Origin of the sequence: Bradyrhizobium sp. RDM12 (assembly GCF_051917485.1) — a bacterium.
Lineage (GTDB): Bacteria > Pseudomonadota > Alphaproteobacteria > Rhizobiales > Xanthobacteraceae > Bradyrhizobium.
In genome coordinates this window covers 4,520,457-4,535,866 of the sequence record NZ_CM133064.1, presented here as the reverse complement: position 1 = coordinate 4,535,866, position 15,410 = coordinate 4,520,457, and the positions used below count along the sequence as shown (strand labels likewise).

The 15,410-nt window shown below is 63.6% G+C and carries 10 protein-coding genes and 4 pseudogenes; 3 read left to right on the top strand and 11 right to left on the bottom strand.

Annotation, left to right across the window (positions count from 1 at the left end; translation table 11 throughout):
- Positions 1–63: 63 nt before the first annotated feature.
- Positions 64–2,470, bottom strand: a pseudogene (clpA, locus tag ACTGJ9_RS22070) (ATP-dependent Clp protease ATP-binding subunit ClpA).
- Positions 2,471–2,763: 293 nt separating this feature from the next.
- Positions 2,764–3,096 carry an ATP-dependent Clp protease adapter ClpS gene (gene clpS, locus ACTGJ9_RS22065; protein WP_456672822.1) on the bottom strand — a complete coding sequence of 111 codons (333 nt, stop codon included), beginning with the start codon at positions 3,094–3,096 and terminating at the stop codon, positions 2,764–2,766.
- A gap of 485 nt (positions 3,097–3,581) precedes the next feature.
- On the opposite strand from clpS, the gene ACTGJ9_RS22060 reads away from it, so the two are divergent.
- Complete coding sequence (locus ACTGJ9_RS22060; RefSeq protein WP_456672821.1) at positions 3,582–5,231, top strand: pilus assembly protein TadG-related protein; 1,650 nt, start codon at positions 3,582–3,584, stop codon at positions 5,229–5,231.
- A gap of 79 nt (positions 5,232–5,310) precedes the next feature.
- Here ACTGJ9_RS22060 and ACTGJ9_RS22055 read toward each other — a convergent pair whose 3' ends face one another.
- Positions 5,311–5,649 carry a phasin family protein gene (locus ACTGJ9_RS22055; protein ID WP_456672820.1) on the bottom strand — a complete coding sequence of 113 codons (339 nt, stop codon included), beginning with the start codon at positions 5,647–5,649 and terminating at the stop codon, positions 5,311–5,313.
- Positions 5,650–6,037: 388 nt separating this feature from the next.
- Between ACTGJ9_RS22055 and ACTGJ9_RS22050 the strand changes: the two genes are divergently transcribed.
- Positions 6,038–7,858, top strand: coding sequence for a D-alanyl-D-alanine carboxypeptidase (locus ACTGJ9_RS22050; RefSeq protein ID WP_456672819.1), 1,821 nt, complete (start codon positions 6,038–6,040; stop codon positions 7,856–7,858).
- A gap of 225 nt (positions 7,859–8,083) precedes the next feature.
- Here the strand turns inward: ACTGJ9_RS22050 and ACTGJ9_RS22045 are convergent.
- The 4 genes and pseudogenes from ACTGJ9_RS22045 to ACTGJ9_RS22030 all read right to left on the bottom strand — a co-directional run bounded on the left by ACTGJ9_RS22045 (position 8,084) and on the right by ACTGJ9_RS22030 (position 11,882).
- Positions 8,084–8,808: pseudogene (locus ACTGJ9_RS22045) on the bottom strand (DnaJ domain-containing protein).
- Positions 8,809–8,874: 66 nt separating this feature from the next.
- A complete protein-coding gene (locus tag ACTGJ9_RS22040) occupies positions 8,875–9,630 on the bottom strand; it encodes a VWA domain-containing protein (protein ID WP_456672818.1) in 756 nt (251 codons plus the stop codon).
- Positions 9,631–9,756: 126 nt separating this feature from the next.
- Positions 9,757–10,617 (bottom strand): alpha/beta fold hydrolase, encoded by an 861-nt coding sequence (locus ACTGJ9_RS22035; protein ID WP_456672817.1) that lies wholly within the window; start codon positions 10,615–10,617, stop codon positions 9,757–9,759.
- 343 nt (positions 10,618–10,960) lie between these two features.
- Positions 10,961–11,882 (bottom strand): annotated as a pseudogene (locus ACTGJ9_RS22030) (division plane positioning ATPase MipZ).
- 268 nt (positions 11,883–12,150) lie between these two features.
- Between ACTGJ9_RS22030 and panC the strand changes: the two are divergent.
- Positions 12,151–13,002 carry a pantoate--beta-alanine ligase gene (gene panC / locus ACTGJ9_RS22025; RefSeq protein WP_456678585.1) on the top strand — a complete coding sequence of 284 codons (852 nt, stop codon included), beginning with the start codon at positions 12,151–12,153 and terminating at the stop codon, positions 13,000–13,002.
- Here panC and ACTGJ9_RS22020 read toward each other — a convergent pair.
- The 4 genes and pseudogenes from ACTGJ9_RS22020 to ACTGJ9_RS22005 all read right to left on the bottom strand — a co-directional run bounded on the left by ACTGJ9_RS22020 (position 12,999) and on the right by ACTGJ9_RS22005 (position 15,386).
- Positions 12,999–13,439 carry a DUF1489 family protein gene (locus tag ACTGJ9_RS22020; protein ID WP_456672816.1) on the bottom strand — a complete coding sequence of 147 codons (441 nt, stop codon included), beginning with the start codon at positions 13,437–13,439 and terminating at the stop codon, positions 12,999–13,001. The two genes, panC and ACTGJ9_RS22020, sit on opposite strands and share 4 nt — an antisense overlap.
- 42 nt (positions 13,440–13,481) lie before the next feature.
- A complete protein-coding gene (locus ACTGJ9_RS22015) occupies positions 13,482–14,471 on the bottom strand; it encodes a hypothetical protein (protein ID WP_456672815.1) in 990 nt (329 codons plus the stop codon).
- Between the two features lie 157 nt (positions 14,472–14,628).
- Positions 14,629–14,832 (bottom strand): hypothetical protein, encoded by a 204-nt coding sequence (locus ACTGJ9_RS22010; RefSeq protein WP_195804664.1) that lies wholly within the window; start codon positions 14,830–14,832, stop codon positions 14,629–14,631.
- Between the two features lie 186 nt (positions 14,833–15,018).
- Positions 15,019–15,386 (bottom strand): annotated as a pseudogene (locus ACTGJ9_RS22005) (YidB family protein).
- Positions 15,387–15,410 lie beyond the last annotated feature (24 nt).

Sequence of the window (15,410 nt, the reverse complement as noted above, 5' to 3'; positions counted from 1 at the left end):
GAGATTGCGACCCAAACAAAAGGCCGGCTTTTCAGCCGGCCTTTTCGATTCATGATACGCCGATCACGCCTTGACCAGCGGGCCCTTCGAGGTCGGCCCTTGGAGCCGCCGGGGCCGCCCGGCTTGGGACTTGCCCGGCGGGCGCTTGCGGGCACCGGGCAGCTTTTCCTGCTTCGGCGTGACCGGGCCCTCGACGAACTCGAATCCGATCTTTTCCTTGGTTTCGTCGGCCTCGTCCTTGACCAGGACGACGCGAACGTGGCCACCGCTCTTGAGCTTGCCGAACAGCACCTCGTCGGCCAGCGGCTTCTTGATGTGCTCCTGGATGACACGGGCCATCGGCCGCGCACCCATCTGCTCGTCATAGCCGTGCTTGACCAACCAGGCCTTGGCCGGCTCGGACAGCTCGATGGTGACGTCGCGGTCGCCAAGCTGCGCCTCGAGCTGAAGCACGAACTTCTCGACCACAGTGCCGATCACCTCGACGCTGAGGTGACCGAACGAGACGACAGCATCGAGACGGTTGCGGAATTCCGGCGCGAACTGCCGGTTGATCGCCTCATGGTCGTCGCCCTCCCGCTTCGTGCGCGTGAAGCCGAACGCCTGCTTGGCGAGATCCGAAGCACCCGCATTCGTGGTCATGATCAGGATCACGTTGCGGAAATTGACCTGCTTGCCGTTGTGGTCGGTGAGCCGGCCATGATCCATGATCTGGAGCAGCACGTTGTAAAGGTCGGGATGCGCCTTCTCGATTTCGTCGAGCAGCACAACGCAATGCGGATGCTGATCGACGCCGTCGGTCAGAAGGCCGCCCTGGTCGAAGCCGACATAGCCGGGAGGCGCGCCGATCAGGCGCGACACGGTGTGCCGCTCCATGTATTCGGACATGTCGAAGCGCAGCAACTCGACGCCGAGCGACGCTGCGAGCTGCTTGGCCACCTCGGTCTTGCCGACACCGGTCGGGCCCGAGAACAGGTAGCAGCCGATCGGCTTCTCCGGCTCGCGCAGGCCCGCGCGTGCGAGCTTGATCGAGGCGGCAAGCGATTCGATCGCCTTGTCCTGGCCGAACACGGTGCGCTTCAGGGTCTGCTCGAGATGCTTGAGCACCTCGGCATCGTCCTTCGACACGCTCTTCGGCGGGATCCGCGCCATCGAGGCGATCGTGGTCTCGATCTCCTTGATGCCGATCGTCTTCTTGCGCTTGTTCTCGGCAACGAGCATCTGCGCGGCACCGGACTCGTCGATCACGTCGATCGCCTTGTCCGGCAGCTTGCGGTCGTGGATGTAGCGCGAGGACAGCTGCACGGCAGCCTCGATCGCCTCATTGGTGTACTTCAGCCGGTGATAGTCCTCGAAGTACGGCTTGAGGCCCTTGAGGATGGCGATGGCGTCTTCGACCGTCGGCTCATTGATGTCGATCTTCTGGAAGCGCCGCACCAGCGCGCGGTCCTTCTCGAAATGCTGACGGTATTCCTTGTAGGTGGTCGAGCCCATGCAGCGGATCGTGCCCGAGGCGAGCGCAGGCTTGAGCAGGTTCGATGCATCCATTGCGCCGCCCGACGTCGCGCCCGCACCGATCACGGTGTGGATCTCGTCGATGAACAGGATGGCATTGGGATGCGCCTCGAGTTCCTTCAGCACCTGCTTGAGACGCTCCTCGAAGTCGCCGCGATAGCGCGTGCCCGCGAGCAGCGTGCCCATGTCGAGCGAGAACACGGTCGCAGCCGCCAGCACCTCCGGCACCTCGCTGTCGACGATGCGTTTGGCAAGGCCCTCCGCGATCGCGGTCTTGCCGACGCCGGCCTCGCCCACGAACAGCGGATTATTCTTCTGGCGGCGGCACAGCACCTGGATGGCGCGGTTGATCTCGGAATTGCGTCCGATCACCGGATCGATCTTGCCGTCACGCGCCTTCTTGTTGAGGTTGACGCAATAGGTCTCGAGCGCCTCGCCCTTCTTCTTGGCGTCCTCGGCCCTTGGTCTCGGTCTCCTCGTCGACGCCGCGCACCGGCCGCGCCTCGGAGACGCCCGGCCGCTTGGCAATGCCGTGGCTGATGTAGTTGACGGCGTCGTAGCGCGTCATGTCCTGCTCCTGCAGGAAGTACGCGGCATGGCTCTCGCGCTCGGCGAAGATCGCGATCAACACGTTCGCACCGGTCACCTCTTCGCGACCGGAGGATTGCACGTGGATCACCGCGCGCTGGATCACGCGCTGGAAACCGGCGGTTGGCTTGGCGTCGTCGGCGCCATCCGTCACCAGATTTTCGAATTCGGTCTCAAGATAATTGACCAGGCTCGTGCGGAGCTTGTCGAGATCGACGCTACAGGCGCGCATGACCGCGGCTGCATCGGAATCGTCGATCAAGGAGAGCAGAAGATGCTCGAGCGTCGCGTATTGGTGGTGACGCTCGTTGGCGATCGCCAGCGCACGATGCAGGGATTGTTCAAGGCTTTGGGAAAAAGTCGGCATTCGCGTCCTCTATGGCCCCCACCATCATGATCGCCATCGCCCGGTCAGGCAACAACAACCTTTGTCACATATAGTTATACAAGACCGCGGCAAAAGACCGGTTCCGCGACTCGGTGGGCGTTGCGCGCCCACCGCACTCTCAATGCAAAACCCGTTCCGATTTGGGCAAAACTAGCCGTTTGGGCAGGATTGGCGTCGGCGCCCATTTTCGCCGAACCATGCAGCGGTATCCGCTGACATCACACACCGCACGAACAGAACCGATCCAGAGAGCTCGGGACTCGAACGCGCAGTTACTTCTTTTCCATCACGCATTGCAGCGGGTGCTGGTGCTTGCGAGCGAAATCCATCACCTGCGTCACCTTGGTCTCGGCAATCTCGTAGGTGAACACGCCGCACTCGCCGATCCCGTGATGATGGACGTGCAGCATGATCTTGGTCGCGGCCTCGACATCCTTCTGGAAGAACTTCTCCAGCACGTGGACGACGAATTCCATCGGCGTGTAGTCGTCATTGAGGATCAGCACGCGATAGAGGTTGGGCCGCTTGGTCTTTGGCTTGACCTTGGTGATGACGGACGCGTTCGGACCCGCCGGGCCACCGGAACGGTTCTCATCGTTGCTCATTCGGGGAGCGTGGGCGGCGGCGGCCGCGGACGGATCGAGTCTGGAAGTCAATTGCGGCATGGCTCAGGCGTTCAAATTCCCCACGGAAGCGTATGGCAGCTTGCCGCACGGCCCCGCACCGGGAAGCCTCGCACGGGCGCGCCGCCCTGTTGGATCGCCGCTTCCAACCGGCCCGGTCGAAGCCGGATCGATTGCAGGGAATATGGGGCCACCCCCGGCTCGCCGCAAGCGTGCAACGGCCGAGCCGATGCGGCCGCGGCGGTCCCGATTCCCGGTTCGGGCGATCCAGGCCAAGGTTAACCAATCCGGACCGATTTGCCAAAAATTTCCCGTTGGCCGTTCAGCGGGTGTTGACCAGGAACCCTGAGATGGGCGCAACCGCGGCGGTTTGGTGCGGAATCCCTCCGGTTTTCTACGGCCCCATTTACCCCTCTTTCAAACGTATGCCGCGAAATCGGGCAAAACCTCAGATACCCGGGATCGCCATGTTTCGCCTGCCCGTTGTCAGCCGCATCGGACGATTGCTTGCTCGCTTTGCGTCCGCCGAGCAAGGCAACATCGCTGTCATCTTCGCGATCACCCTGATCCCGATCCTCGGTATGGTCGGCGCTGCCGTCGACTACTCCCGCGCATCCCGCGCACGTTCGTCGATGCAGGCCGCCCTCGACTCCACCGCGCTGATGCTGTCCAAGGATTTGACGGCGGGAACGATCACGACTTCGGACATCAGCACGAAGGCGCAGAGCTACTTCTCGGGTCTCTATACCGACATGGAGGCGAAAGGCGTCACCGTCACTCCCACCTACACGGCTGCTACGACGAGTGCGGCGGCCACCCTGCTGCTGAGCGGCTCCGGCTACATCAACTCCGATTTCATGCAGATTGCCGGTTTTCCGACGCTCGGCTTCAACACCACCTCGACCTCCACCTGGGGCAACGCGAAAATGCGCGTGGCGCTGGTGCTCGACAATACAGGGTCGATGTCGCAGAACGGCAAGATCACGGCCCTGAGAAATGCCGTGGCCGGGTCCGGCGGACTCATCGACCAACTCAGCGCTCTCAGCAAGAACAACGGCGATGTTTATATTTCGGTCGTCCCATTTGCCAAGGACGTGAATGTTGGATCCAGCAATTACGCGCAGAGCTGGATCGATTGGACGAGCTGGGAGGCGGAGGCACCGGACCTCGTGTCGTCCAAACCCTCGAATTGGGCGACCATCGGGCCCGGCTCAAACTGTCCATGGACAATGTCACGTAACGGCTTCACTTGCGTGAACGGTCCGGGGAGCAGATCGGCGGTCAGCACCATCCCGAACTCGGGCTCGAACAAAGGGCTGATCTGCCCCGGTACCGACGGCAGTAACTCGTACAAGTACCACTATTTGATCAATGGCTGCTATGACAGCGTAGCATCCGGCTCAACGTATACGCACACTTGGCGCCCGAATTCCCGCTCGACGTGGAGCGGATGCATTACGGATCGGACCCAGCCCTACGACGAGCAGTCCACGGCGCCGAGCGCAGGCAATGTCGCCACCTTGTTCCCGGCAGAGCAATACTACGAGAACGGCACATCCTATTGCAGCAGCAGCGCGTCGCCCAACCTCAAGCCGATTATCCCGTTGAGCTACAACTGGAGCGCCCTTAAGAACGCGGTCAATGCAATGCAGCCGACCGGCGGCACCAACCAGGCCATCGGACTTGCCTGGGGCTGGCAGTCACTCTTGCAGGGAGATCCTCTGAATGCCCCGGCGGAGAGCACGACCAGCGGCACCACCTATAACAGGGTCATCATTCTCTTGTCCGACGGTCTGAACACCGAAGACCGCTGGCCGGCCTATGGCGACGGCAGCAACCAGACCACCACTTATGGCAACAGCACCTTCCCCGGTTCGATCGATGCTCGGCAGCAGACCCAGTGCGACAACATCCGCAATGCCAAGGACGCCAACGGCGCACCGATGTACACCGTTTACACGATTCAGGTGAACACCAGCGGCGACCCGACCTCGAAGATCCTGAAATACTGCGCGACCACTCCGGACAAGTTCTACGAGATCAAGAGTTCCACCGAGATCGCGACCATTTTCAACACGATTGGAGCGGCGCTGAGCAAACTGCGTCTGGCGAGGTGATCGCAATATCCTGCATCCGGCACGAAAAAGCCCGGCTGATTCAGCCGGGCTTTTTTGATTGCTGGACCTGGCGAGAGCGTCAGTTCGCGGCCGGGGTGAACTTCGACACGACCGTCTCGACCGGCTTGAACGCCTGCTTGGCGAGGTCGCTGTAGAGGCCGGCGATCTTCTGCGATTCCGCGACGAAGGTCTCGTAGGCGGAACGGGCGAAATCGGTCTGGGCTTCCATCGCCTTGTCCAGCGACTTCACGCCGGAAAGCTTCTCGACGAAGGACTTGGTGTCTTCAAAAGACTTCTTGGTGTAGTCGCCGTAAGCGCTGGCGATCGCCTGGAGGCCGTGCTGCACCGAAGTCGCGGAAGCAACGCACGTCTCGAAATGCTCTTTCCCGTAGTTCTGAAAGTCTTCAACCTTGAACATCTTGGAATCCTTTTCCCTGGCTCGCGTCCGGAAGCCCCGGCTCCCTGACTCTGCCCACAAATAGTGCAACGCACAAAAAAGTCAACAATCTTGTGCGTCGCACAAAAAACGATGCAAGTTACGAAGATTCCCAGGGTTTCCCGCAAGAGTTCCTTAAGCTTTTGGAAACCCCCGGCCCCTACCCTGATTCCCTGGACGTATTCACCTTCCGCAGACGGTCAAAAGCCGCTTGAGAACATCACCTTAGCCAGAACAGCGGCTCAGGCCCAACATCTCCCGCGGCGAGCACCCGCGGAGGGACAGCCTGAGCAGGTAATGATCCCGGATCCGCAGGGCACAATTTCGCCTCACGAGCCGGTGATCAAGTGACAAACGGGGACGGGGTTCCATGCTTCGTAACAACTGGTCTTGCTCGCGCTTGGCGCGGGTTGGCGTTTTCGGACTTCTCGCGGTCACCACAGCCGTGATTTTCACAACCGATGCCGCCGACGCGCGGCGCTCTCGGCGCCATTACGCGCACCACCGGGTGCATCGCGACGTTTCCGAAAGCTACAGCCCGCAATTCGCGTCGATCATCGTCGACGGCAATTCCGGCGCGGTGCTCCAGGCGACCAGCCCCGACGGGCTTCGCCATCCCGCTTCGCTTACCAAGATCATGACGCTCTATTTGCTGTTCGAGCGTCTCGAATCCGGCAAGATGAAGCTCGATACCGAGATGCCGGTGTCGCAGCACGCCGCCGATCAGGATCCGACCAAGCTCAATCTGCGTGCGGGCCAGACCATCCGCGTCGAGGACGCGATCAAGGGTCTCGTCACCCGCTCCGCGAACGACGCTGCCGTTGTGATCGCCGAAGCGATCGGCGGCGACGAGGACGATTTCGCCGCGATGATGACCCGCAAGGCGCGCGCGCTTGGCATGAACAAGACCGTCTACCGCAACGCCAACGGCCTTCCCAACGACGAGCAGGTGACGACCGCGCGCGACCAGGCCACGCTCGGCCGCGCCATCCAGGAGCGCTTCCCGCGCTACTATCGCTATTTCTCGACCACGTCGTTCACCTGGCGCGGCGAGCAGATCCGCAACCACAATCACCTGCTCGGCAGTGTCGAGGGCGTGGACGGCATCAAGACCGGCTACACCCGCGCCTCCGGCTTCAACCTCGTGACCTCGATGCGCCGCGGCAACCGCCATCTGATCGGCGTCGTGCTCGGCGGCCGCAGCGGGGGCTCGCGCGATGCCATCATGCGCAACCTGCTCGCGGAAAATCTCGAGAAGGCCGCGACGTCCCACACTGTCGTGGCGGTCACCGAGCGCAACAGCGCCGACACCAGCACCGATGTCGCCGACGCTTCGGATACCCCGGCCCGTCCCGCTGCGCCGGTTCAGGTCGCGGCCGCCCCTGCCCCCGAGGCACCCGCGTCACGTCCCGCCTCGCGCCTGTCGGCCCTTGCAGCTGCGACCGCCGCGATGCCGCCGGCCCAGCCCAAGCCCGAAGCCAAGCCCATGGAGTCCAAGATCGAGCCCGCGCCGCTCACCAATGGCGTGATCTCGAGCCAGCCGCTCGCCGTTATTCCGGGCTCGTCCGAGCCGATGAAGCCGGTCCGAGTCAAGACGGTTCAGGTCAAGGCCGGCGCGGTCAAGGTCGCGTCCGCCGCCCCGACCCAGGTCCCGCCGCAGGTCACCAGCACGATTTCGTCCCGCACCGAGGTCGCCGAGACCTCCGGCGCTGTCGTCGCGAGGGCCGACATCATCAACAAGCCGGAGCCCGCCCGGGCCGAGGTCACCCGGACCGAGATGCCGCAGCAGCCGGCGGGCTTCGGCACCGGCAACGGCATCCTCGGCGTGCTGCCGGCGGCGACGGCCGCTGCCGCGGCGCCCGCCCCGGTCGCCAGGTTCGCCTCCGCCGATCCGGCGCCGCAGTCGATCCAGATGAGCCCCGTCACCAAGCCCGTCGCCAGCCATAGCGGCTGGATCGTCCAGGTCGGCGCGCTCGATAGCGAGAGCGAGGCCCAGCAGCGAATTGAAGCTGCCCGCAGCTCGGCCCGCGGCCTGCTCAGCAAGGCCGATCCGTTCACCGAGCCTGTCGTCGCCAGAGACAATCGCAAGCTCTACCGCGCCCGCTTTGCCGGGCTCGAGCGAGACCAGGCCGAAGCGGTGTGCAAGGCGCTGAAGCGCGCCGACATCTCCTGCATGACTGTCCGCAACTGATCTCCCTTACCCTTCCGAACAAAATGCCCGCGCCTTGCGCGGGCATTTTCGTTTTTGGGGTGCGGTGGCGCCGGAGGCTGTTCCGCGACAACCTCTCGTCAAGAATTTACGGTTAAAACTTTACCGAAGGGATCGACCACGCCGACAATGGCGGGCATCGGGGCGACGGCAAACAGAGCAAGCGGAGCTCACGCGGTACGGGCGTTTTGTAGCGTGGTGCCGGAGTTAGCCGTTATGCGTACGAAGCAGAGTATCCTTGGCCTCGTTTACACGGGCAGCGAGGTACGTCGAGCCCCCCTGGTCGGGATGCAGTTTCTTCATGAGGGACTTGTGCGCACGGCTGATGTCGTCGCGCCCCGCCCCCGGCTGCAAGCCAAGGATCTGATAGGCCTCCTCCGCCGTCATTTTGCCGCTCGACGTCGTGCGGCGCTGCCCCCCTGCCGCGTTGCCCTGCGCGTTCTGACGCCAAGCGGGAAACCGGCGGTCCAGATAGCTTTCAAGTAAGGCCACGCTCTCGGCGTCGAACGCCGGGATCATCGCCAACAGGCTTGCAAGATCGAACTCGTCGAGACCGCGCCCGGCATAAGGCCCCGCGACGATCTGGCCCGAGAGCTGACCGGAGTCGTGGTCGAGCCGCATGTCCAGGAATTGCGAGCGCACGCGCGAGCTCTGGCTCGACGAGCGCGTCGCGCCGCCGCCGAACAAGCCTCCGATATTGCCGAAGCCCGCATTCGCCAATGGCGCCCAGCCAAGCAGTCCGGCGCCGAATATCCCGAGCGGATCGCAACCGCCAGCTCGCCCCTCAAGCCCGTGAAGGCGGCCACCGCGAGCGCGACCACGCCGCCGCCGACCTTGATGGCGCGTGCCAGCACGGCCGGATTGGCAGCGCGGAACATCTGGAGCAACAAATAAATCGTGATAACGGCAACAACGCCGGCGATCAGGGTCATGGCGGGAATATAGTCGCCCTCTTGTCGAAAAGCATGGCGTCGTTTCGCTGCGCCGGCTTGATCGGCTTACTTCATCTGCCCGATCAGCTGCGCCGCACCGCTCGCCGTCTTCGCCAGTTTCAACAATGCCTCGCGACCGCCGGCGGCATAGGCCGCAGCGGCCCGCAACAATTCGCGCAATTGCGCCGCCGCGCCCGGATCGAACCGGCACCAGGCGCCGCCGGTCAGGCGCGCGATCTCGCGGAACGCCTGTTCGGCGATCGCATCATGGCCTTCCTGAAACAGAAACACCGGCACATTCAGCATGCCGAGCTCGCCGGCCTTGGCGCACAGCGCGTCGACCTTCTCCTCCATGGCGTCGCCGACGAAGACCACGGCACGTACCCCCGATGCGACCGCCTCGCGCCGCGCATCGGTCAGCACCCTGCCGATCTGAGTATCGCCGCCACGGCAATCGATCTTGCTCATCAGCGTCGCAAGCTTGCTGCTGTCCGAAATCCACCCGGTGGCACGGCATTCGTTAAAGCCGCGATAGTAGACGAGCCGGATGTCGAGGCTGCCGAGCGAAGCGGCTTCGCGAAACATGTCCGCCTGAAGCGCGCAGGCCATGTCCCAGGTCGGCTGCCGGCTCATCGTCGCATCCAGCGCGAAGATCAGGCGGCCCTTCGCACCTGGCGCATGCGGCGACAGCGCACGCGCCTTGGCGACGAAGGCGGCGACATCCTCCGAGGTCGAGGTCTTTGCCCGCGGCAACGCGCCGTCGCTTTGGGCTGTCGCCGAGACGGCGTCGCTATTGCGCGGTTTAATGGGGTCGCCAGGCATCTGGGATCGCACATGGTCTCACGCCACCAATGTGGATAGCGCGCCCTGGTCGGTCAATGTGCAAAGCCTCCGCAGGCGTGAGCCGGCGGAGGCTTTGAAGCGCGTTTCGAACGATAGTCGGACGGATCAGCTCTTGGCCGGCGACATCAGGGCGACGGGACCCGGCTCGAGCACCTTTGGCGGTGACGACGTGGTGTCGACAGGCGCGATCGCGCTGTCAGTGTCGCTCAGGAATTTATCGAGCATGCCCTGGATCGAGTTCTTGGCGCCGTCCGGACCGGTGTCACGCATGTCGTTGTGCTGGAAGTCGGTCTTCACGACCTGAATACCCGCCTTCTCGCACTCCTCCTCGCTCGGGATCACGCCCGGATCGGTCTTGAACTGCGGGTCCTTGGAGCGGAACGACAGGATCTTGAACTTGCCGGCGGTGACAAAGGGCACGCGGAGATTGTCCAGCGTCACGACCTTCTTGACCTCGTCGGGATACTGCTTGGCGAAATACATCGTGATGTCGCCACCCATGGAATGGCCGACCATCGTCACCCTGGAATAGTCGGCGTTGGGCTGAACCTTTTTCATTTCCTGCATCGCCAGATGGATGTTGGCGACACCACGCAGGATCTGCGGCAGGCGGCCGACATAGATCTCGCCGGGCTTGGTCACCATCGGCGGATCGGTCGGCAAATCATGCTGCGGGCTGACGACGAGATAGCCGCGCGCGGCGAAGATGTTGGCGAGGAATCCGTACTCGGTATTCTTGACGGTGTTGCCGTGATTGATCACGGCAACCGGCATGGTAATCAAGCCGGCATTGGCCTGCATTTCCTTATCGCGACGGATCGCGATGTCGACAGGCACGGGACGGTTGTCGCGCGAAGCGTCGTAGAAGGTGATGGTCTCGTGCTTGATGGCCCACTTGCTCGCCGTGAAATAGGCGACGCCGCAGAGGGCACCGACAGAAACCAGAACGGCAATTCCACGCTTCATTTTCGTCCTCAGCCTCAGGTCTTGGGACCTGATCCCTGTTGAAAATCGTGTTGTTCGAGGAGCTCTTCGGCCCCTTCGCGCCTATTCCCTAATATATGTCACAGCCGCGTGACAGGAAGGCCAAATATTGTGAAGCGGCAGCCCTTTCGTTGTGCGCCGCACACGTTTCTTGGGCACTCCGTTCTCATGGGGCTACGTCAGGATCCAAGTCACCATCCGACGCAATCCGTCTCGATTGGATTGAATTTCGCGGTAAACGTGGCGTGAAAACGGCCGAACACGCCCGCAGTTCCCGCGGGAAGTCGCCATTTTGATCGACTGGAAGTAGTGTTATACCGCCTGATCAGGCGCCGAGGATGTCGTGGACCTCGAGCGGCTTGTCGACCTGGCTGAACCACTCGGCGCGATTTGCCGCACGGCGACGGCCACGCTCGTCGAGCGGCAGCTTGAGCTGGCGAAGCAGGCTTGTCACCTCTTCGCGCGCGGTGAGATGGCCGAGATTAGGCCGCATCCCGAGCGTGGCCTCGTCGATCTCGTCGAGCGCCGTCAAGCCGCGCGGAAAAACTCGCGATAGACGACGCGCTCGGCGAAGCCATCGACGTAGCGGAAGCCGAGCCGCAGCGACAGATCTTTCAGCCCCTCGGCGACGAGTTGCTTGTTACGCGAGCCGAGCATCGAGAGGCGGTTGCGCACTACGATCCAGTCGGTGGTCGAGCCGTCGAGCTGGCGGCGCTTGCGCCTGACGTCGCGCACCATCTCCGCGTAATGGCTCTCACCTGTCACGGCGTAGTTGGCTGGGTCGACGGTGCCGAGCACGTCGAAGTCGAGAAAGCTGTCGTTGATCGGCGTGACCAGCGTATCGGCCATCGAATGGGCCAGCCGCATCAGATAGCTGTCGGTGCCCGGCGTATCGATCACGATGAAGTCGAAGCTGCTCTCGACCGCCGAGACCGCCTCCATGAATTGAAGGAACTCGAATTCTCGTTCTCGGCGACCTGCATGGTCTCGCCGAGCTTGATGCAGCGATGCATCGGCAGCTCGAGGTCGATCTTGGTGCGGCGCGCCCAGGCGGAGCGGTTGTTGATATAGCGGGTGAAGCTTTGCTGGCGGCAATCGAGATCGATGGTGGCAACGCGCTGGCCGGCCTTCAGGAGCGCAACTGCAATGTGCAAGGCGGTGGTCGATTTGCCGGAGCCGCCCTTTTCATTGCCGAGCACGACGACATGCGCCGAGCCGGATTGGCTTTGGCTAGCCTGCACAAGCATGGCAATCCTCGACACCGCTAAACGATATCTTCGAGTTGGCCGCGTCTGCGGTCAAGTGAAATGCGTGACAGGATGTCGAAATCACAGTGTGCTGGTCTCCATCATGAATCGTGTCGCGGTGACGCGTCTGATATCCAGCCCACAATGGCGCGACATCCTCACTGGGGATGCTGTGCCGCATGTCGATGCATGGCGTCCACGACCGCCAATTGTTAAGGTTAGCCGCAAGCGCGGCAGGCGCGCCCACCCCAATGATCCCTGAGTGCTGATGCCACGAAACCCCTTGATCACCCGCACGGTGCCCGCCCTGCGACGTGCCGTCGACAATCTTCGCAAGCGAAAGACCACGGTCGCGCTGGTTCCGACCATGGGGGCACTCCATGACGGGCATGTGTCGCTGGTGCGTCTCGCCAAGCGACGCGCGAGCCGCGTCGTCGTGTCGATCTTCGTCAACCCGACCCAGTTCGCGCCGGCGGAGGATTTCGGCGCTTATCCGCGGACCTGGAAGGCCGACATCGCCAAGCTTGCGGCCGAGCATGTCGACATCGTCTGGCACCCCGGCGTCGAGGCGATGTATCCGGACGGCTTTGCGACGCGCATCGTGCCGGAGGGACCGGCGCTGGCCGGCCTCGAGGACCGCTTCCGGCCACACTTCTTCGGCGGGGTCGCGACCGTCGTCGGCAAGCTGTTCACACAATGCCGGCCGGATGTCGCGATCTTCGGCGAGAAGGACTTTCAGCAGTTGCGCGTGGTGACACAGATGGCGCGCGACCTCGATCTTGGCGTGAAGGTGATCGGCTCCCGCACAGTGCGCGAGCGCGACGGGCTCGCGATGTCGTCGCGCAACGTCTATCTCTCGCCCGAGGAACGGCAGCGCGCCACCACCCTGCACCGCGCCATGAAGGACAGCGCCGGACGGATCCGGGCTGGCGAAGCCATCGCAAGCGCGTTGGCGCGCGGGGCGGAGGTGATCAAGGCAGCCGGCTTTGCGCTTGATTATTTCGAGCTCCGTCATGCCGAGACGCTGGCGCCTGTCACCTCGCGCAAGGACGGGCCGCTGCGGATTCTGGTCGCAGCCAAGCTCGGCACCACACGGCTGATCGACAATATGGCGGTTTAGAGCAGTCCGAGATCGCGCAGCTCGCGCCGCATCGGCTCCGGCATCGCCGCAATGGTGCCTGCGGCGGACTTGCCGAGATCGGGCGGCACGGAATCATCGGCGAGGTAGCGCCAGCCCTGGAACGGGCGCATCGGACGCGGCGATACCGAGATCACCTTCGGCTGCATCACGATTCGGCAGCGCCCGATGCCGTCCTTGTCGCGGAACGGCTCGATGCCGATGATTTTTTCGCGCGCGGCGATCTCGCCCTTGATGACCCAATAAAGCGATCCGCCCGACAGAATCTCGGCGTCGCGCTTCGGCACCATGCGGGTGACGTGGATGTGGTGTTGCGGCAGGCCTTTTTTCTTGGCCGTCTGCATCCGCTCGGCGATCCACCCCTTCAATTCCTTGACGGAGTCACAGCCGACGGCAAGCTTGATCAGATGGAGTGGCATGGCCCAGCATTAGCGGGCCAGCCACAGGTTTTCAAAGCCGAACTAATTGTTATCCGCAGCCGCGGGAGCCGGGCCCGGCGGCGGCGCGAGCGGAACCGGCGGGGCCGCGGGCGCGCGCGCAGCCCTCGGCGCCGGCGGCTTCTTCGCAGCCGGTGCTGCGGCCTGGGCCGAGCTCGTAGCCGCGGCACGTGGCGCCGGCGCCGCAGCAGTCGCCGCGGCCGCATTGGAGGCCGATCCCTGGCGCGTGGCCGCGGTCGGCGGCTCAGGATTCATGATGCTCACCGGTGGCGTCGACGAGGCGCTCGGGAAATCCGCATTGGTAGGCTTGCCCGTGGGCATCGACGGCGGCAGCGCGGCGACCGGGCCCGAGGCCCCCACCGGCGCCGCGGCGGGTTTCCAGGTCGGCGCGTAGCGCGCGACCAGCATGTCGTAGCGATGGGCGTCCATATTGGCGACGACCTGCTGCTGATCGGTCAGCGAGTGGAAGGCGGCACAATCGAACTGGGTACAGCCGTCGCGCACGACCAGTACCTGGGCAACGAGGCCGTAGCGATCGCGCTCCAGCGACTTGCGCAGCACCTTCGTGTCCGGTGTCAGGCTCTGGTCGGCGGTCGCGACGTCGCCGAGCGCAGTCAGCCGGTCGATCCGGGCCGCCGTATAAGCGACGGCAGCAGCCGCTGCGTCAGGCGCACCGAACAGCGCCTTCTCGCAGCCGACGGCGACGGCATCACCGGCGAGATCGTCGAGGCAGGACAGTGCCGGCAGGCTTGTATTCGCCACGGCTAGCGCACGCGCTTCACTCGGCGCGGCCTGGCCCACGGGGCCGTAAACGCGCATGGTGGCGGCCACCGCGATGCCGATCGAGAGCAGCGTGATAACGGTCAACGCCCCGTTAGCGACCGATCTCTCGGCGCGCAGCAGCGTAGTCAGCAGGATCAATCCAAAGAAGCCGGCGGCCGCCAGCGTCATCCACATCGGAAAGGCCGGCGAGCGCCAGAGTTGGTCGAGCGACGAGGCCCATGCCCAGTCCATGCGCGATGTCCCCTCACGCGAGCAAAGAGCGAATGGTCAAGCGAGCACCGCGAACCGGCAACTGCCCCCCGGCCCATCTTGTCGAGCCGAAGCGGGGCCTTTTGACGGCGGGCGGAGCAAATTCATCCGCGATGTCAATGATGGTGCCGTCAGCGCCCTACGAGAGCGCGAGCTGGCTTTCCTTGGCGACCCGTTCGAAGGCTTCGGTCGAGCTCTTGATCCGGTACTGGCAGTCGTCACCTTCCGTCGGCAGCAGGCGAATGATCTCGTACGAACCACTCGCAGCCGGGCGCGCGACGTTGCTGGCAGTGAACAATACGCGCGTTCCAATCGGGAATTTGTGCTTCAACACCCTCTCCATTCACTCAAACAACGCCTGCCTCGCCCGTGGTCCCACTGCGAAGCGGCCGGAAGCCCAGCCGTTCTATAGCACGCATGCGGCGTTTTTGACCAGCCTCATGCGAGCATGGCAAATCTGCCGATCTTGAAGTCTTTTCAGGACGATAACGGGAACAGAGCCGGCCCGGACGACCGCTGCAACCAGGCCTCAGGCGCCATGAGGCAGATGGCCCTCGGACTTGCCTGATCCACGGCCTTGGGCAGCTCCTGGGCCAGGATCTCGCCCAGCTGGTCGACCGGGATGTTGTAGCGCGCGGCAAGCTGCCGGACGGTGTCATTGCCCAGCACGGCGCGGAGCTGGTCGGCGGAGATCGGCAGGTTCTGGCCGTTGCCGAGCCAGGATTTGACCTGGTCGCCGAAACCCGCGTGCTGGAGCTTTGCGACGATCGCACCGAGGCCGCCCTGGTTGTTGCTGCCGAGCACCTCGTTCATCACGGCCGGCAGAACGGCGGCGCCGAGCTGGCCCAGCGCGCTGCGTAGCGCGGGATTGTTCTCCAGCGAATCCAGAATTCCCATGGCTGTCCCCTCTCCTCAGCCGTT